Consider the following 17,716-nt stretch of genomic DNA (forward strand, 5'->3'; position numbering starts at 1 on the left):
TCGTCAGGTTCCTCGGTCGACAGGCTCCTTGATCGACTGGTTGGCGATGATGACGTCCAGGTTGGCCTGGGTCGCGGCCAGTTCGTCGATGGCCACCCCGATCCGGTCCCGCTGCTTGGTCAGCTCCTCGACCAGTTCGGGACAACTGGGCACCAGCAGGCCGTCGTCATCGACGATGCACGGCAGCACCTCGAAGATCTGCGCCGTGCTCAGCCCGGCCGCGAGCAGGATCCTGATCCGCCGCACCGCCGCCGATCGACGTGGTCGCCGAGCACCTCACCGCCGACCACTACCCGGGCGACGCCTCCACGATGATCTCGGCGGCGGCGAGCATGGACCACGTCCTGCACACCATCCGCGCCAACGACCTGGACAACGGCGTGCTCACCGCCGCACGGGCCGCCGTACAACGGGCGATCGACGCCGGCCACGGCTCAGCGGGCTTCACCCGCCTGGCCGTGCTCACGCCATCAGCCCAGGGCCGGTCCCGAGCGCGGTTGCGGTGATCGGAGACGTGTCGCGGCCACGGAGAGAAGCGCGACGGCGGCCAGGGCGAAGGCGGTGTTCCCCGCAAGGTCGATGGCCGCCTCCACCGGTACGGCGGAGACCTGGGCAAACCCGTGCCAGGCGTAGGTGAGCACGCCGCCGGCCGCGAGTGCGAACGTCTGGATCGGGCCCCAACCGGGACGCCGGGACCAGCGGATCGCCAGGGTGCAGACCGTCGCGTATACGGTGATGTTGACGGCCACGACCAGCCACGCGCCGAGCACGTCGAGGGCCATGGCCGCCAGCCAGAACACCGCCCCTGCCACCAACGAGAAGCCGAGCACCACCCATGGCCCGGGAACCCGCCCCGCCGCCCCGGCGACAGGACGACGGCGGCGCATGGCGAGGACGATCAGCAGCCCGGCCAGGACGATCACTCCGGCGATCTGGGTCATGGACGGCTGGTACGCCGCCGGGTCGAACAGGGAGGTGGCCACCGCCCCGAACACGAACAGCAGCCCGGCGGTCACCAGCCCGGGAAGGCGTAGCCAAGGCTGTGTCGCCCTGGCCGGCACGAGGGCTTCGGTGACCGCGATGGGCACGCAGATGCTGCCCACGACGTGCACGCCGCCCAGCACGAAGCTCACCCACCAGGCGCTCACCTCCACGCCGGGGATCCACGCGTACGAGGTGAGCTCCATCCCGGCGTAGCCGGGGTTGAAGAGGGAGCGTGTGACCAGGCCCTCCTCGATGAGCCCGTAGGCGATGGCGAGCAGGACGATGCCCGGCCAGCCGGCCCCCCGGCGCCGGGCCAGCTCACGGATGAGCAACGCGCCGCCCCCGTACAGCGGGGCCAGGGTGATCAGCGCGAACAGCATGGTGACAGGCAGGTTGCCCAGCAGGAACTCGCCGATCAGCGGTGACAGCAAGAAGAGCCCGAGCGCGGGCGCGATACGTCTTCCCATGTCTTCAGCCTCGCCAGACCAGGACATGGCCGGTAGTGACGTTCGTCAGAGCCAGCCCTTGGACTCGGCGGCGCGCGCCGCCTCGGCCCGGTTGCGGGCGCCGAGCTTGCCGATGGCCGACGACAGATAGTTGCGTACGGTGCCGTCGGACAGGTAGAGGCGACGGGCGATGTCGGCGATGGTGCCGCCCTCGTTGGCGGCGCGCAACACGTCGCGTTCGCGGCTGGTGAGCGGGTTCGTGCCGACGGAGAGGCTGGCGGCGGAGAGCTTGCGGTCGAACACCCTCATCCCGGCGTGCACGCGACGCACCGCGTCGGCCAGCTCACCGGCGCGGGCGTCCTTGACCACGTACCCGGCGACGCCGGCGTCCATGGCCCGCCGCAGATAGCCGGGGCGGCCGAAGGTGGTCAGGATGATCACGCGTACGCCGGTGAGCTCCGCCGCCGCGGTGAGACCGTCGCGGCCCGGCATCTCGATGTCGAGCAGCACCACGTCCGGATCGAGCCGGGCGACCGCGCCCGCGACCTCGTCGCCGCGGCCCACCTGGCCGACGACCTCGATGTCAGGCTCCAGACCGAGCAGCGCCGCCAGCGCTTCGCGTACGAGGTGCTGGTCGTCGGCCAGCAGGACGCGAATCACGCCGGGTCCGTCATGGGTGGTCGGGCGCGGATCATGCCGGGTCCGTCATGGGCAGTCGGGCGCTCAGCAGGAAGCCGCCGCCCTCGGCGGCCCCGCCGTGCAAGGTGCCGCCCGCCACATGGATTCGCTCGGCGAGGCCGCGCAGCCCGTTGCCGTCGGCGTCCGCGGCCTTGATGGGCCCGCGGCCGTCATCGCGCACCTCCGCGTACGCCTCCCCGTCCTCGACACCGAGGCGGATACGGCAGTGGCGGGCGCCGCTGTGCCGGGCGACGTTCGTCGCGGCCTCCCGGACCACCCAGGCCAGAACGGGCTCGATGTCGGCCGGGAGCGGGTCTACCGCCACCACCTCCAGTCGCACGCCCGCGGTGCCGAGCGCGCGGCGGGCGCCGTCCAGCTCGCCCGGCAGCGACAACTCCCGGTAACCCGTGATCGCCTCACGTACCTCCGACAACGCCTGCCGGGACAGTTCCTCGACCTCCTCCATCTCGGCTCTGGCCCGTTCCGGGTCGGTGGTGGCCAGCCTGCCCGCGAGCTGGCTCTTCATCGTCATCACGGCCAGGCTGTGACCGAGGAGGTCGTGCATGTCGCGGGCGAAGCGCAGCCGCTCGTTGTCCACGGCCAGCCGCTCTACCTCGACGTTGGCCTCGCTCAGCGCCCTGTTCGCGGAGTCGAGCTGGAGGAAGGCACGGATGGCTACGGTGAACACGACGGTCTGCAGCGGCATCCACCAGTAGTCGTCCAGTGACCTGCCGAGCAGCGGAAGGGCGAGCGTGATGGCCACGACAACCGCCCCGCTGACCGCCGGCAGGGCCCGCAGGGGCAGCGCCGAGGCCGCCGCGGTGATGAGGAAGTACGACGTCGCGAACATCCACATCTCACCGAGCAGGGGCACCATTGCGGCCGCGACCACGTACAGCAGGATCAGGGAGTACGGGGTGGTGTTGCGGTGCGGGCGGCCCAGCGCGGTCCACACGATCCGCAGATAGAGGGTGACGAAGGACGCCACCCCCATGACCATCAGCCCGACCATGACACCCGAGGGCTCGGAGGCCAGGAAGGCGGGCACCGGCCACCCCAGGACGACGAGGTAGACGGAGGTCCAGAACCGGCCCTTCATGCGTTTACCCTAGCCAGCCGTACTTCCGTTGAACCCTGACGAATGTCACAAAGTCAGGGGATCGGGCGGCAGCTTGACTCTGTCGTCGCGTCAACTTCTACCGTCGTGAACAGGCCGGAAAGATCCGGTCCGGTGCTCGGCAGGGAACGGGTGGGCAGGTCATGGCGTGGTCGATCGCACAGGTGGCGCGGATGTCGGGAGTGACGTCCAGGACGCTGCGCCACTACGACGAGATCGGCCTGCTGGCGCCGGCCTGGACCGGCGTGAACGGCTACCGCCACTACGAGGAGGACCAGTTGCTGCGGTTGCAGCAGATCCTGGTCCTGCGGGAGCTGGGCCTCGGCCTCACCGAGATCAAGGGGATCGTGGACCGGCACACCGACCCGGTGGCGGCCTTGCGCGAGCACCACCACCGGTTGCTGCGGGAGCGTGACCGGCTGGCGACAGTGGCTGGCCTGGTGGCCAGGACCATCGCCGAACTCGAAGGCAACGAAGGGAAGGACGGCATGACCAGAATCAGCAGGCCGGAGAACCTGTTCGAGGGACTCGACAGCACACGGTACGGTTCCGAGGCCCGCGAGCGGTGGCCGGAGCACTGGGAGCAGGCCGGGCAGCAGGAGCTCCTGGACAGCACGACCCCGCAGGAGCTCGTCCGCATGCAGGAGGAGGCGACGGCGGGAATGATCCGGATGGCCGAGCTCATGGTCGCCGGCACCCCGGTTGACGATCCCGCCGTGCTCGCTGAGCTCGACGCCCATTATCGGCACCTGACCCGGTTCTGGACGCCGACCGCGGAGCAGTACATCCACTTCGGCCGGATGCAGGTGGAGGAGGAGCGGTTCAGGGAGAACTACGAGCGGATCGCCGAAGGGCTGGCCGCGTACATGCGCGACGCCATGGCCGCGTACGCGCAGATCCGGCTGAGCTGAGGGGTGAGGGCCTGCCCGTCATCACCGGCCCGGCGCGCCCAGGCCGGTGAGTTCGATGGGCAGACCCGTCCGGACTCCGGGTCAGGCGAGCTCGATGTAGTCCAGCTCCGCCCAGCGCGTCTGGTGCTGCAGGCGCAGGGTGTTCCAGCCGGCGTTCAGTGTGAGCTGGGCGGACACCTGCGTCCAGTTGTCCCAGCCGCGGTTGGGGTAGCCGAGCGTGAACTGCGTGCCGCCGTTCACCGTCACGCGGTGCTGCGCGTCGCCGTAGCCTGCCGCGTAGGCCACGTACGCGGTGTAGGCCCCGGCGACCGGCGCGAACACCCGCACGTCGACCCAGCTGTCCGCGTAGTCGATCTTGGCTGCGACGGCTCCCTGTGAAGCCCCGGCCGCGCCGGTACGCACCTCGGCCCGGTTGAGGGTGCCGCGCTCGGCCTCGTACCGCACCCGGCTGCCGCGCACGACCGGCAGGTCGTTGGCCCAGCCCAGCGCAGCGGTGTACATGTGGCGGCCGTTGCCCACCCAGCCGTGGAAGAAGGCGCGGTTGCCGATCACGTCGGTCCCGCCCGGCCCCTGTACGGCGCCGTCGAAGGTGGCGGTCGTCATCAGCGGCCGATACGCCTTGGTGTAGGGCCCGGTGAGCGACGGGGACACGGCGTAGCTGGTGAAGTAGGTGTTGTTGGTGTAGGAGCCGGCCGAGTAGAAGAGCACGTACTGGGAGGCCCGCTTGACCAGCACCGGCGCCTCGATCACCCCGGCCTCCTCGGGCCGGTCGTTGCGAATGAGCTCCCTCCGGCCGCCGATGAAGGTGACGCCGTCCGCGCCGACCTGCTGCAACCACAGGATGGTGGGCCGGCCGACGGCGTTGCCGTCGTTCTTGTAGAGCAGATACCGCTTGCCGTCGGCGTCGACGAAGCTCGACGGGTCGATGTCGCCGCCCTCGGCCGCGTCGCAGACGAGCGGCGAACCGCTGGTCGGCTGGAAGGGGCCGAGCGGGTCGGCCGAGGTCGCGGCGCCGATGCACATGCGGCCGGCGGCGGTGCTGGGGCCGGTGAAGTACATCAGGTAGCGGCCGTCGGGGCGACGCGAGACGTCGGGCGCCCAGAACCCGCCGCTCCCCGTCCAGGACGGCTTGTTCGGCAGCGCGTCCCCGCGTACGGTCCACGGCCCGGTGGCGGAAGGGGCGCTGGCGACCTGGATGCGCCCGGCCCGGCTACTGGTGGAGTAGGCGTAGAAGGTGGAGCCGACCTGGAGGACGTCCGGATCGGGGAAGTCGGCGTTGATCATTTTGGTGGGGGCCACCGCGGCCGCCGCCGGTTGCGCGCCGATCGCGGGTAAGCAGACCACGGCCGTGGTGAACGCCAGGAAGAGTCGGCCGAACAGCCGCATGGGGACCTCCGATCATCCGTAACCACGGGTATAGATCATGGGGAAGCCGCAGGGAAGAGGTTTCTCGGCAATTGAGTCAGAAGATTCTCACACCGCTGTCAGACGGCGGGCGGCCGGTAACGTTGGTACGGATGAGGAGCACGTCGGCGGCCACCGGAAGGGGTGGCGCAGAGGCTGATCGACGGGATCCTCACCGGCGGCCTGATCGCCGCGACCGCGGCGATCCTCGACCGTCGTGACACCCGCGCGTAGCCGAGCGAACTCCGCCTGAACCGTCGGAGCGAATCGGGCGTGTACGGCGCCGGCTCCGCGACGTCGTCAGGGCGTCAGCACATGACCCAGGTGGTCGACTTCTTCAGCCGCTGCGGTGAGGTGAGCTGGAAGGTGACCTTGTGGGAGGTGCCCAGGTCCTTGGTGACCAGCTTCTTGGAGCCGAAGTAGTCGCTCCGGGCGTGGGACGGCAGGCTCCTGGTGCCCTTCTCGAGCACCTTGCCGTCCACGATCCAGCGGTAGGAGAACTTGGCCCCCATCTGGGTGGAGTCCAGGCCGATGCCGAAGCCCAGCTTGCCCGTGTAACACGTGACGCCGTCTTGGTTGATCTTGGAAGAGCCGGCGACCCTCACATAGGCGAGGCTGAACGAGGCGGACTGGGCGGCCACGGTCTGCGGGTCGAGGTGCGTCGTCGCCGGAGCGCCCCCGGCGAGGACACCGGCCGCCACGGCCGCGGCGGCCACGGTGGAGATGAGCGGGAATCGCAGCTTCGGGCGACGGCGGGCGGTCCGGGAGGCTTCTGTGGGCAGGGTTTCTACGTTCCGCATGAAGAGAGTGACTCCTGTGACGGCTGAACGGACCCGCCGCACAATAGCGCGATCTTGCGTGTTTGTCGGTACTTTGAGCGAATAGATGCACGATGGTGGGTTGCTACGGTTCAGGTGTGAGCCTGGACGAGATCAGGAAAGACTGGACCGAGCTGGGCCGGAGCGACCCGCTCTGGGCGGTTCTCGTCGAGCCGGGAAAACGCCACGGCAAATGGTCCGACGAAGGCTTCCTGGCCACCGGGATCACGCAGGTGGACGGTGACCTGGCCTGGCTGGAGCAGCAGGGCGTCCGCGTCCCGCGCGGCCGGGCACTGGACTTCGGCTGCGGCGCGGGACGGCTGACCAACGCGCTGGCCAGGCACTTCCCCGAGGTCGTCGGCGTGGACATCTCCGAGCCCATGCTGGAGCAGGCGCGCCGCCTGGACCGCAGCGGCGGCCGGGTGCGTTTCGTGCACAGGACGGAGCCCGACCTCGCCTGCTTCGGCGACGGGAGTTTCGATCTCGTTTACACCGACCGGGTGCTGCAACATCTCCCACCGGAACTGGCCCGTGACTACCTGCGGGAACTGCTCCGGATCGCCAGGCCGGGCGGTGCGGTCGTCGTCGGCGTCCCCGACAGGGCGAACCACACCGCGCGGGGGCTGGCCGTGCGAGTGATCCCGCATGGGCTCATGCGCTTCATCCAGCGCGCGATCTTCCGCTATCCGGCTCCCATGCGCATGCACCCGATCCCCCGGGGCGAGGTCGAGGCCATCGCGGCCGCCCACGGCGGACAACTGCGCGCCACCAAGGCGTACGGCGAGGACCCCAGCTGGCGGCATGTCCGGCACGCCATCCTGATGCGCGAGGCGACATAAGCACGGCAGGGCCGCGCCCCCGGACGGGCGCGGCCCTGCTCCTGAGATCAGCCGGCGGGTACGGAGATCCGCCGGGCGACGAATCCGGCCGCGACGAGCCCGGCGACGGCCAGGAGGCTGCTGGCCAGGAACGGCTCGACGCCGCCCAGGGCGGGAGCGAACCCGATGCCGACGTACAGGGTGATCCCGGTGGAACCGCCCAGTTGGTCGGCGGCCCGCTGGACGCCGGAGGCGATGCCGGCGTCGTCCTCGGTCACGCCGGTCACCGCGACGTACTGCAGCCCGACGATCCCGAACCCCATCCCGGCGGCGATGAGCATCATGGCCGGAACCATCGCCGGAGCGGGGGCCCCGAGGTGGGAGACCAGCGCGATGGCGGCCATCGCCAGCACGGTGAAGCCGATGCCGGTCAGCACGCAGACCTGCGCGCCCCACCGTTCGAGCAGGCGGGGGACCAGCACCGAGACCACGATCAGGGACACCGCCAGCGGCAACATCGTCAGACCCGCCTGGAGCGGGCCGACGCTCAACCGGTCCTGGAGGTAGTAGGTGAACAGCAGGAACGAGGTGGACAGCGCCGCGCTCAGCAGGGCCGTGGCGAGGTTGGCCAGGACGCGTGGCCGGTTGCGGAAGAACCGCAGCGGCACGAGCGGGTCCGGCGAACGGCGCTCGACCCTGACGAACAGCACGCCGGCCGCCACCGCGCCGGCCATCGCCACCGGCGGCAACCACGGCAATGCGCCGCTCCCCTCGCCCGCCTCGACGACCCCGAGGGTCAGCAACAACGGGGCCGCGGTCAGCAGCAGCGCGCCGGGCAGGTCCAGCGGACCGCGCCCGGCGGGCCGCTCACCCGGCACGAGGAAGATCACCGCGACGAGCACGACCAGGATGAACGGCACGGACACCAGGAAGATCCACCGCCAGCCGAACAGCTGGGTGATGACCCCGGAGACCACGAACCCGAGAACGAGCCCGCAACTCGCCACGGCCGCCCACACGCTCAGCGCCCGCGACCTGCGCGGCCCTTCGGGGAACATGAGCACGATCACCGCCATCGCCGCCGGCAGCGCGATCGCCTCACCGGCGCCCTGCAGCAGCCGGGCCGCCACCAGCAGGCCGAAGGACGGCGCGAGCCCGGCCAGCAGGGACGCGCCACCGAACAGCGCCGTGCCGAGCAGCAGGATGCGGCGCCGGCCGAGCATGTCGCCCAGCCGGCCGCCGAGCATCAGCAGCCCGCCACCGGTGATCGTGTACCCGACGACGACCCAGGTCAGCGCGTGACCTTCGACATCGAAGTCGGACCCGATCGAGGGCAGGGCGACATTGACCACGGTCACATCGACCGCGATGAAGAACTGCAGCATGGCCATGCAGCACAACACGAGCCACGCGCGCGCAGGGGACGAACTGCCCCGGCGCGATTGGAGAATGCCTGAGACCACCAAGTGCTCCGTTGCTCAGAAGACGTTCCGAGCAGCACGAACGTACCGCTTCGGCTTGACCTCGAAGCGGCGCAACGTTCAACAGGAGATGGGACGAACGCTCCGCCGCTAGCGGAGCGTCCTCGTCACAGCGGCACAGGCGGCCGCGCACGAAGCTGCAGACATGTCGCCGATGTTACCCGACCCGCTCGGCAACTCCTCGGCCCGGGATGCCCGGCATCGTGTCCACGACCTTGACCACCAGGATCGCGCAGCACCGCCGCTCGCATGCTGGGAGGAGTGCCGCTGCTCGAAGATCAACTCGGTGGTCTCCCAGCCGTCGGGGCCCTTCGCCGTACCCCCGATTCGTGTTCACGCTCCCTCCAGCAGCAGCCTGACCACCGCCCGCGGGTCGAGCCCGGCCGCCAGCTCACCGGAGTCCTGCGCGGCGGCCAGCGCGCCGGTGAGGCCGTCGCGCAACTCGGCGTTGGCGGCCCGGTGGACCTCGGCCATCCTGGCGTTGGTCAGTGAGACCTGCGGAAAGCTCAGGTGTTCTTCGGGCAGAGCGGCCGAGCCGGGACGGGCACCGGAAGGTTCGCCCCCTCCTCGGCGGTGAACTCCCCGTTGCCGATCACGCCGCACAATTCCCGCCGCCACAGGGCCGGGTCGAGGCGCAGCGGCCCGCCGGTGTTGTCCGAGCCCTGGTAGACCACGGCCCGGGCGTCAGGGGAGAGGTCGCGGAAGACGTAGGAGTCGTCCGCGAGGCTGCTGCTGGAGGGGGTGCGGCCGAAGTCGAGGGAGTCGCGGTAGGTCGGGTCGCCGACCCGGTAGATCCGTACGGAGCTGTTGGCGGCCACGACGTAGCGGCCCTCCCCGTCGAGGAAACGGGCCACGAACGGCTTCAAGGTGTCCTCGGCGACGCTGCGCAGCGGCCCCAGCGTCTTGCGCAGGGGGTCTCGTTGCCACAGCTCGATGACGCCCCCGCTGCGCAGGGCGGCGAAATAGCGCCCGCTGGGATCGAACTGCGTGCCGACGGTGTCGGCGGGGACCTTCACGGTCGACGTGGTACGTCCCGTGACGAGATCGACGACCCGGACCGAGGAGTCGGCCTGGATGAGCACGGCCACCTGGTTGTCCGCCGGATAGGGGCCGACATTCGCCGCGGGGAAGGACCGGAGGTCCAGATGGGCGAGCTGTTCGCCGCTGCTCGCGTCCCACTGCTGCACCTGCTTGCCGGAGACGGTCACGAGATGTCCGCCGCGGTCGAAGAAGTACTGGAGCTCGGAGCCGGGCGGCGGCTTGGGCACGGTGATCCGCGCCAGCTGCCGCAATGTGGACACCTCCCTGACGGAGATGGTGTCCGCGGCGTCCCAGTCGGCCAGGAGCCCGCGGTCCGAGTCGAGCTTGAGGGGATGGTTGTTGGGCATCCAGGCCGGCTCCGGCCGGCGTGCCTCGGCGATCAGCGGATCGCCGTCGTCGTCCCGCTCCGTGGAATGGAGTTGCAGGCGCGTGCCGCCGTCCACGACGTTGACGGTCGTGCGGGCGTCCTTGCCGAACACCTGTTGCTCCACCGTGACGGCGCTGGGAATGAAGGCCAGATCGAGGTAGCCGATCATCGAGCCGGTGTGCGCGGCGAGGAACGTCTTTCCGCCGCTCGTCGGCAGTTCCCAGGCGGTCGCCGTGGCACCGTCGAACCGGCCGCCCCGGCCCACGACCTTGTCCTGGGCGAGGTCCACCAGCGACGGGTCGTTCAGGCCGTTGGTGACGATGTGGCGTCCGGTCAGGTCGATGCCGTCGAGGTGGCAGAAGGAGGTGCCGTCATCGCGGTGACCGCGTCCCTGCCGGGACAGATCGGAGAGCCGCCGCAGGCTGTAGCTCACGCTCGACTCGCCGGCGTGGCAGACGGCCACCGACGACCGGTCGCCGGAGACCAGGACGGCGTCCACGTCGCTCAGCACGGTCCGGGTCTCGCCGGTGATCAGGTCGAGCACAATCAGGCCCGTGGGATGTTTCTCCTTCGTATTGGATCGTTCCATGTACAGGGACCGGTCATCCGTGCCGACCCACCACTTGCCGCCCACGTCCGCGGGAGTCCTGACCCGTCCGCCGACGGTGTTTCTGCCGAGGTCCCACCACACCAGGTCCTCTCCCGAACGGACGACGACGATCCTGCCGTCCGCGGACATGGCGAACCCGTGCCTCTTCTCGTAGGTGTAGGTGATCAGATCCGGCACCTTGGGCAGTTGGTGCACCGGGCCGATGATCCCGGGCTCGTCCCGGCGTACCTCGAACCAGCCCGCCGTGCCGTTCTCGCAGACGAACGCGGCGCGGGTGCCGTCGGCCGACACCATGGCGAAGACCACGTGCTTGACGGGGAGGTGCGCGCTGCGCGTCGTGCCGTCGAGCGCGTGCACGAACAGCGTCGCGCGGCCGATCGTGGTCCTGGCGAAGACCACGTCGCCGTCCCGGCTGGTCCGGAACTGCGCGACCGTCCCCAGCAGGCCGGACAGCACGCGGGCGGAGCCCGAGTACGTCAGGTACTGCCGCAGCAACTGGCTGCGCGCCTCCTGCGTGGGTGAGGTCTCGTACGCCGCGAGGGCCAGCTTCACCGACAGAGCCGGATCGAACGCGGCCTGGTCCTGGGAGAACTGCGCCAGGGCCCGGGAGTTGGCCAGCGCCGCACGCTCCTGGCTCCGCGTCTGCGCGTACGTGAACAGGGTGCTGAACAGCACCGTCGACACGACCAGCACCGCGAGGCCGGAGCGGAGCAGCAGGCGTCTGCGCCGGCGTGAGAGGTGGTGGACGCGGCCGAGTTCGAGATATTCGGCTTCGTCCGCCGTGAGCTCGGCCGCGCGCCTGCGCAGCCAGTCCTGGGAGGCGGCCAGTGTCGCCGCGGTCGGCAGCAGGTCGGGGTCGCGCCCGCCCTTGTCCCAGCGGCGCCTGTCATGGTGCAGGGACTCCCGCCAGACGAGGTACGAGCGATCCTCCACCGCCCAGCCCGCCAGCATGTCCCAGCTCGCGATGAGCGCCTCGTGGATCAGCTCGACGGTCTCGGCGCCCTCCGGGTCGCGGCCGATGACCAGCAGTCGGGTGACGGCGAGCCGTTGGGCCAGATGCCATTCGTCCTGGCCCAGCTCGTCGCGCGTGGCCATCCTGCGGGTGACGGTGGAGGACTCCAGCGGTACGCGGACGAGCCGGGTGAACAACCGCCGCGCGGTGGCCTCGTCCGCCTCCGGGATGCAGGCGGCCCACACCTCAGCCAGGTGCTCGCGCAGCGCGCCGGCGACGCCGCCGATGCTCGTGTACGCCTCGTGGGTGAGCCGGCCGGGCGTGCGCCGGAGCTGCTCCCGCCAGAGCCGGCTCAGGGCGAAGCTGAGCAGGGGGAGCGTGCCGGAGCCCGTGCCGGTGTCATCGAGGATGCGTTCGACCAGGTGCGGCTCGTATCGCACACCGGGGACCGTCTCGACCGGCAGCGTGACGATCTGACGCAGCCGGCCCGCGTGGATCGGGCCGAGCGCGTACACCCGCCGCCCGTCGAAGGCGTGGCCGAGCGCCGGGTTGGCCAGGGCCGCGCCGAGGAAGTCGGCCCGCAGCGTGGTCAGCACCCGGACGGTGTCCGGCAGGGCCTCGTCGAACAGCACGCCCGCCAGCTCGTCGGTGGCCTCCCGGCCGTGCACGAGCAGTTCCTCGAACTGGTCGATCACGATCAGCAGCCGATGGCTCGCCTGCCGCCTCAGCAGCCGCGGCACCACGTCCGCCAGGCCGCGCGGCCTGAGCAGGGCCCGGGTGAGCTTCGGCAGGCGGTCGAGCCGGTCGGTCTCGGACAACTCCGGCTCCAGCAGCGCCAGCAGCTCCGCGGCGAGCCCGGCCGCCGGGCTGCTGCCCGACGAGGGCCGCAGCACGACCACCGAGGTGCCGTCGGGCCGCACCATGGGGACGACTCCGGCCTGGGCCAGCGAGGACTTGCCGGAGCCCGAAGGGCCCACGATCGCCGTCCAGCGTTCACTCCGGACCATGGCCGCGACCGCCTCGGACTCGGTGCGGCGACCGTGGAAGAGCGCCGCGTCCGACTCCTCGAACACCGACAGTCCGCGGAACGGCGACGGCGGCAGCGCCAGTGGCCGCAGGCCGGGCCAGGCGGCCAGCAGGCCGGCCGTCGGCATGAGATAGCTCGCGGGCGGATCGCCCTCCTCGGCCAGCGCCATCATGCCGACGACGGCTCCGAGCTCCTCGTCCCACACCGGGCTGCCGCTGAAGCCGCGCGACACCCGGTAGCCGGTGCCCGCCAGATCGGCCTGCACCCAGCCGTTGGCCTGCCGCGCGCGCAGCACGGCGGCATGCCACACGCCGCCGGAGCGGCCGGCGGGGAAACCGAACACCCGCGCCGGATGTTGCCACACATCCGGCTCCTCGATCAGGCGGATCGGGCGGCTGCCCGGCACCGCTGCGCTCAGCCGCAGCACGGCGACGTCACCGGCGCCGGACGGCCGCGGCGCGACCCAGTGCTCCACGCTCGCCGTCATGCGCGGCGGGTCGTCCGGGGCGCGCAGCAGCGGGAGCGCCACGTCGAGCAGGGCGCCGGCCTCCGGCCCGATCTCCGGAGGCGTGCCGAGCGCGGCGCTGACCACGTGCGCGCAGGTCAGGGCCAGCTCGTCGGTGACCAGAAAGCCCAGCCCCACCGGCTCGCCCCGCCGGTCCTGGATCTGGAGCACGGCCGCTTCGAGCGCGGCACGGGCATCGGCGTCAGAGGGCTCGATCGTCGTCCTCCGGGGTGGCGCCACCCGTGTTCCAGACGAGTGAGACCTTGAAGTTGGCCTGTGCCGAGGTGCTGGAGATCACCACGTCGGCCTCCGCCGACAGGGACAGGCCGAATTCGATGCTGATCTCATCGGGCCTGCGGGCCATGTCGCGGAAACCGTCCACGAAATCATGGGCGATCGGCCGTACGGTGGCCAGCATGTCGCCCAGCGTGCGGGTGGCCCGCGCCACGACCTGCCCCGGCCTGGCGACTCTGACCAGGCCCTCGTCGATCTGCTCGACCTCGACCCGCACCACCTGCGACGGCCCGTCCGCCATGCTGACGGGCAACTCCACGAGATAGGTCATGGCTTCCTTTCGGCAACATCTCGGCCGCGTGTAGAACCCCGCGCATTTATTCTGCCATTGGAAAAAGCACGTGATGAGATTGCGCCCGCGAAGCGCTTTTCTTTAAATCGGGAAAAGCCGATAAAAGATCGGACATTTCCTGCGCTTCGCGGCCGGTTTGTTCGCGGGCAGCCGACAGGACGATGTTCGCCGGGCGTTCAGTGCACCGTCGGCGGACCGTCACCATGATCGTGGGCGGGCGCTCCACCATCTCCTTCGGACCTGTCCTCAAATGAAGATCGAGGTTGGCCGTAATGCCGGAGGAGTTCCGTATGCCGAGCAAGCCCCTGACCGTCCTGGCCGCCGGAGCCGCCGTGGCCGCCTGCGTGCTCACCGGAGCGAGCCCGGCCGCCGCGGAGACGTCCACCTGCGCCGACGCGCCTGTGCGGACCGGTGCCGACGCGCCCGTGCGGACCGGTGCGGTGTTCAGCGAGCCGGTCGGCGGGGACCCGGCCGCGATCGTGCGCACCCTCTGCGGCCTGGTACGGCAGACGCCCGCCGGCGCGAGCATCCAGATCGCCCACTTCGTCATGTCCGGCACGGCCGGCACCGAGTTCGCCGCCGAACTGCTCGAAGCGCACCGGCGCGGCGTGCAGGTGCGCGTCGTGCTGGACGGCGACGAGCGGGGCGCGGCCGTGGCGGCCCAGCTCGCGGCCGGGCTCGGCACCGACACCACCGCCGGCTCGTGGCTGCACGTGTGCACCGGGCCGATGTCGGGCGGCACCGCGGCCTGCATCGGGAACAAGGGGCAGCACAACAAGTTCTACCTGTTCTCGCGGACCGGCCGGGCCTCCGACGTGGTGGTGCAGTCCTCGGCCAACCTGACCGACCTGAACTCCAGCACGTACTGGAACAACGCCGCCGTCCTCACCGGCGACAGGCGCCTGTACGCCGCCTACGACTCCTACTTCGCCGACCTGGCCGCCGAGCGGAAGAACCTCGACTACTACCGCGTCGTGCAGACGCGCAGCGCGCGGGCGTACTTCTTCCCGAAGGCCGAGGGAGACCCGATCGTGGATCAGCTCGGCAGGGTCTCCTGCCGGCGCGGCACCACGATCAGGGTCGGCATGTCGGAGTGGGACGCCTACCGCGTCGCCATCGCCGAGCGGCTGCGCGATCTGGCCGGCGACGGGTGCCGGGTGCAGGTCGTGTACGGGATCGCCGCCGAGGAGGTCAAGACCGTACTGACCGCGAACCCGCGCATCGAGCTCAGCACTCTCGGCTCCGGCAGCGCGCTGCCCGGCCGCATCCACTCCAAGTACCTGCTGATCGAGGGCTCCTACGACGGCGACCGCGACGCGCACGTGGTCCTGACCGGCAGCCACAACTACAACGAGACGTCGTTGCGCCGCAACGACGAGACGCTGCTGCGCCTGAAGGACAGGAACATCTACCGGCAGTACGTGGCCAACTTCGACCGGATGCGGGCCGCGGCAACCTCCTGACGGGTGCCTCTCGGTTGCTGATCGTTATTACCCGAGAGTGTTAATGGGGCATTCATCCCTTTTTTGGCCGCGCTGGAGACGATCAACGCCTCGAAAGCGGAGGTGCGCGTGAACACGCGAAGAACGACCGGCCGTGCGGCCTTGATCGTGTCCATCGTGGTGACGCTGTTGCTGGGGCTGACACCCCCGGTGACCGCGATGGCGGCGCCGCCGCCGGCCCTGTCGAGCGGCCTGCTGTCCGTGGTCCCGGCGAAGGACTCCGTCACGCTGGAGCTGGAGCTGGGCAGCTACGACAAGGAGCAGGTGAGCCGGCTCCTGCATGAGACGCAGAGCCGCAACCCGCGCATCAGCGACACGGCCCGCCAGGACTTCGAGGACAACCCGCACACCATGCCGGGAGGCGGCGCCGGTTTCGACAACTGGGTCGACTTCAACGGGCGGCTGTCGACCACGACGACCGGCATCGCGATCACCGTCGAAACCGGTGAGCTGGGCACGAACGCCAATCTCTGGCAGAACTTGCTGGCCACCGCCGCGGGCGTGCTGATGACCATCGCGCTGCGGGCCATCTGCCTGGGCTTCGCGCCCGAGGCGGCCGTGGTGTGCGTCTCCGTGGGCGCCTTCTTCGGCAGCATGACCCGTACCACCATTCTCCAGGCCATCGACGGCCAGCTGAAAGATCCCAAGGCGTGGGCCACGTCGCTGGCCAACGCGCTCGCCCTCGCGGCGGGGGGAGCCGCCTGGGAGGCCGGCATCGGCGCCTGGGCCAGGAACACGCTGCCCGGCCACATCAGGAGGCTCGGGGAGGCGCTCGTCGAGCTGGGCAGGAAGCTGGGCAGCTGGTGGAACAACTTCAAGGGCTACTGCAGGACCGCGGGCGAGTTCGTCCGGGAGGTCGGCGCCCAGCTCGGCGACGCGGTGTCCAGGATCCATCTCATGCGCGAGGTGCGGGTGATGCCGCTCGGGGACTCGATCACGTACGGCGTGCAGAGCTCCGACGGCAACGGCTACCGCGACGAAATGCACGCATACCTGAAGAGCATCGCGATCGGGGGCAAGGTCGACTTCGTCGGATCGGTGAAGTCCGGCTCGATGGGTGACCGCGACAACGAGGGCCACCCGGGCCGGCGGATCGACGAGATCGCCACGATCGCCGAGTGCATGGTGCCGCGCTACAAACCGAGCCTGATCTTCCTGCACGCCGGCACCAACGACATGAACCAGAACCACGAGCTGTCCTCCGCGCCCGCCCGGCTCAAAGAGCTGATCAGCCGGGCGCTGCGGAGCACACGTGCCACGGTGCTGGTCGCCAAGCTCATCCCGACCGACAAGCCCGGACTGCAGCCGCGCATCGACGCCTTCAACGCGGCGCTGCCCGGCATGGTGAAGGACCTTCAGGCCGAGGGCAAGCAGGTCCTGCTGGTGGACATGAAACGGGTGCTGGTCAGGGACGGGCTGCAGAACGACGCGCACCCGACGGACACCGGCTACGCCAAGATGGCCGGCGCCTGGGCCGGTGCCGTACAGGAGGCGCACGAAAGGGGCTGGATCCCGACCCCGGTGCCCGAGGGGGAGCCCAGCGCCTGCAACCCGGCGGACTCCGACGACACCAATCCCAGCCTCGGGGGAGACGGCGCGACGGCTCTGGGCGAGGGATGGCGCAAGCTGGGCGTGATCGCCCCCGGATACGGCCACAACGTGGGCCGTACGATCATCGCCGAGCTCAACGGCGACAAGCGGGCCGACTACCTCCAGGTCCGCGACGACGGCAGCATCCGCGCGTCGATGAACACGGTCGGCTCACCCGGGTTCCCCGACTGGGTGGACCTGGGCGTGTACGACCCGGGAGACAACCCCGGCAACGGCGGGCAGAAGATCGACGTCGATCCGGACACGGTGCGCTTCGCCGACATCAACGGGGACGGGCGCGACGACTACCTCGTGGTCAGCGACGACAGCAAGGTACGGGCCTACCTCAACTTCGCCGCGCCGGGCGACAGGCTCAACTTCGTCTACCACGGGATCGTCTTCGACCCGGAGCCGTTCAACCGGGCCAATCTCCGCTTCGCCGACGTCACCGGGGAGGGTCGCGACGACATCCTGCGGGTCAGCGCGGAGGGCGCGGCCCACGTTTACGAGAACCGGTGGGACCCCGCCGAGAGCCCGGGCAACGGCAATGTGGGGCGCGCGTTCTGGAAGCTCCGGCTCGACTGGGCCGGCGGCACCAAGGGCTCGTCACTGCAGGCGGTGCGGTTCGCCGACGGCGACGGCGACGGCCGGGCCGACTACCTCCAGGTCAGTGTCGAGGGCGCGGTGCACGCCTTCATGAACAGGGGCGGGGGTGGCAACGGCAGCTTCGAGCGCCGCTACGACTGGGCGCACGCCTCCAACTACCCCCGCGAGTACGTCCAGTTCGCCGACATCAGCGGCGACGGCAGGGCCGACTACCTGGTCGTCTACCACGGCGGCGCGGTACGGGCCTGGCTGAACCGGGGCGGCAACCGCTAA

Annotated in this window: 16 protein-coding genes; 5 read left to right on the forward strand and 11 right to left on the reverse strand. The window is 70.4% G+C overall.

Annotated elements, in window-relative coordinates:
* Window positions 1-3 precede the first annotated feature (3 nt).
* Window positions 4-246 (reverse strand): hypothetical protein, encoded by a 243-nt coding sequence (locus AB0I81_RS45185; protein ID WP_360671365.1) that lies wholly within the window; start codon window positions 244-246, stop codon window positions 4-6.
* A gap of 14 nt (window positions 247-260) precedes the next feature.
* Between AB0I81_RS45185 and AB0I81_RS45190 the strand changes: the two genes are divergently transcribed.
* Window positions 261-506: a hypothetical protein gene (locus AB0I81_RS45190; RefSeq protein ID WP_360671368.1), complete on the forward strand. Its 246-nt coding sequence runs from the start codon at window positions 261-263 to the stop codon at window positions 504-506.
* On the opposite strand, the gene AB0I81_RS45195 is transcribed toward AB0I81_RS45190, so the two are convergent.
* From AB0I81_RS45195 to AB0I81_RS45205, 3 genes are read right to left on the reverse strand one after another with little or no spacing between them, the layout of a single operon-like run.
* Window positions 471-1,451 carry a hypothetical protein gene (locus AB0I81_RS45195; protein ID WP_360671371.1) on the reverse strand — a complete coding sequence of 327 codons (981 nt, stop codon included), beginning with the start codon at window positions 1,449-1,451 and terminating at the stop codon, window positions 471-473. The genes AB0I81_RS45190 and AB0I81_RS45195 overlap by 36 nt on opposite strands.
* A 45-nt stretch (window positions 1,452-1,496) precedes the next feature.
* The gene (locus tag AB0I81_RS45200; RefSeq protein WP_360671374.1) at window positions 1,497-2,090 is read right to left on the reverse strand and encodes a response regulator transcription factor; all 594 of its coding nucleotides are present in this window, start codon (window positions 2,088-2,090) and stop codon (window positions 1,497-1,499) included.
* A 31-nt stretch (window positions 2,091-2,121) separates the two neighbouring features.
* Window positions 2,122-3,207: a sensor histidine kinase gene (locus AB0I81_RS45205; RefSeq protein WP_360671377.1), complete on the reverse strand. Its 1,086-nt coding sequence runs from the start codon at window positions 3,205-3,207 to the stop codon at window positions 2,122-2,124.
* Window positions 3,208-3,368: 161 nt separating this feature from the next.
* Between AB0I81_RS45205 and AB0I81_RS45210 the strand changes: the two genes are divergently transcribed.
* Window positions 3,369-4,136, forward strand: a complete 768-nt coding sequence (locus AB0I81_RS45210) for a MerR family transcriptional regulator (protein WP_360671379.1) — start codon at window positions 3,369-3,371, stop codon at window positions 4,134-4,136.
* Window positions 4,137-4,217: 81 nt separating this feature from the next.
* Here AB0I81_RS45210 and AB0I81_RS45215 read toward each other — a convergent pair whose 3' ends face one another.
* Entirely contained in the window at window positions 4,218-5,522 is a 1,305-nt protein-coding gene (locus AB0I81_RS45215; protein WP_360671381.1) for a family 43 glycosylhydrolase, read from the reverse strand.
* Between the two features lie 326 nt (window positions 5,523-5,848).
* Window positions 5,849-6,340 (reverse strand): hypothetical protein, encoded by a 492-nt coding sequence (locus AB0I81_RS45220; RefSeq protein WP_360671384.1) that lies wholly within the window; start codon window positions 6,338-6,340, stop codon window positions 5,849-5,851.
* Between the two features lie 116 nt (window positions 6,341-6,456).
* Between AB0I81_RS45220 and AB0I81_RS45225 the strand changes: the two genes are divergently transcribed.
* Window positions 6,457-7,197: a class I SAM-dependent methyltransferase gene (locus tag AB0I81_RS45225; RefSeq protein WP_360671387.1), complete on the forward strand. Its 741-nt coding sequence runs from the start codon at window positions 6,457-6,459 to the stop codon at window positions 7,195-7,197.
* Window positions 7,198-7,244: 47 nt separating this feature from the next.
* On the opposite strand, the gene AB0I81_RS45230 is transcribed toward AB0I81_RS45225, so the two are convergent.
* The 5 genes from AB0I81_RS45230 to AB0I81_RS45250 form a co-directional block, all read right to left on the reverse strand.
* Window positions 7,245-8,567 carry an MFS transporter gene (locus AB0I81_RS45230; protein ID WP_360671390.1) on the reverse strand — a complete coding sequence of 441 codons (1,323 nt, stop codon included), beginning with the start codon at window positions 8,565-8,567 and terminating at the stop codon, window positions 7,245-7,247.
* Between the two features lie 423 nt (window positions 8,568-8,990).
* A complete protein-coding gene (locus tag AB0I81_RS45235) occupies window positions 8,991-9,131 on the reverse strand; it encodes a hypothetical protein (RefSeq protein ID WP_360671392.1) in 141 nt (46 codons plus the stop codon).
* Between the two features lie 32 nt (window positions 9,132-9,163).
* On the reverse strand, window positions 9,164-13,399 hold the full coding sequence (locus AB0I81_RS45240) for a trypsin-like peptidase domain-containing protein (protein ID WP_360671395.1): 4,236 nt from the start codon (window positions 13,397-13,399) through the stop codon (window positions 9,164-9,166).
* Entirely contained in the window at window positions 13,362-13,724 is a 363-nt protein-coding gene (locus AB0I81_RS45245) for a CU044_2847 family protein (RefSeq protein ID WP_360671398.1), read from the reverse strand. Before AB0I81_RS45245 ends, AB0I81_RS45240 begins: the two co-directional genes overlap by 38 nt.
* Window positions 13,725-13,770: 46 nt before the next feature.
* Window positions 13,771-14,046, reverse strand: coding sequence for a hypothetical protein (locus tag AB0I81_RS45250; protein WP_360671401.1), 276 nt, complete (start codon window positions 14,044-14,046; stop codon window positions 13,771-13,773).
* Here AB0I81_RS45250 and AB0I81_RS45255 point away from each other — a divergent pair.
* Entirely contained in the window at window positions 14,036-15,208 is a 1,173-nt protein-coding gene (locus AB0I81_RS45255; protein ID WP_360671403.1) for a phospholipase D-like domain-containing protein, read from the forward strand. The genes AB0I81_RS45250 and AB0I81_RS45255 overlap by 11 nt on opposite strands.
* Window positions 15,209-15,316: 108 nt before the next feature.
* Window positions 15,317-17,716: a GDSL-type esterase/lipase family protein gene (locus tag AB0I81_RS45260; protein ID WP_360671406.1), complete on the forward strand. Its 2,400-nt coding sequence runs from the start codon at window positions 15,317-15,319 to the stop codon at window positions 17,714-17,716.

It is taken from the genome of Nonomuraea sp. NPDC050404, assembly GCF_040655495.1.
In the GTDB taxonomy this organism is placed as follows: domain Bacteria; phylum Actinomycetota; class Actinomycetes; order Streptosporangiales; family Streptosporangiaceae; genus Nonomuraea.

What these genes read in the sequence shown, in the direction of transcription:
- AB0I81_RS45210 (WP_360671379.1), top strand. Translation starts at nt 3,369, where the DNA reads ATGGCGTGGTCGATCGCACAGGTGGCGCGGATGTCGGGAGTGACGTCC.
- AB0I81_RS45235 (WP_360671392.1), bottom strand. Translation starts at nt 9,131, where the DNA reads ATGGCCGAGGTCCACCGGGCCGCCAACGCCGAGTTGCGCGACGGCCTC.
- AB0I81_RS45215 (WP_360671381.1), bottom strand. Translation starts at nt 5,522, where the DNA reads ATGCGGCTGTTCGGCCGACTCTTCCTGGCGTTCACCACGGCCGTGGTC.
- AB0I81_RS45245 (WP_360671398.1), bottom strand. Translation starts at nt 13,724, where the DNA reads ATGACCTATCTCGTGGAGTTGCCCGTCAGCATGGCGGACGGGCCGTCG.
- AB0I81_RS45195 (WP_360671371.1), bottom strand. Translation starts at nt 1,451, where the DNA reads ATGGGAAGACGTATCGCGCCCGCGCTCGGGCTCTTCTTGCTGTCACCG.
- AB0I81_RS45220 (WP_360671384.1), bottom strand. Translation starts at nt 6,340, where the DNA reads ATGCGGAACGTAGAAACCCTGCCCACAGAAGCCTCCCGGACCGCCCGC.
- AB0I81_RS45255 (WP_360671403.1), top strand. Translation starts at nt 14,036, where the DNA reads ATGCCGAGCAAGCCCCTGACCGTCCTGGCCGCCGGAGCCGCCGTGGCC.
- AB0I81_RS45205 (WP_360671377.1), bottom strand. Translation starts at nt 3,207, where the DNA reads ATGAAGGGCCGGTTCTGGACCTCCGTCTACCTCGTCGTCCTGGGGTGG.
- AB0I81_RS45230 (WP_360671390.1), bottom strand. Translation starts at nt 8,567, where the DNA reads ATGGCCATGCTGCAGTTCTTCATCGCGGTCGATGTGACCGTGGTCAAT.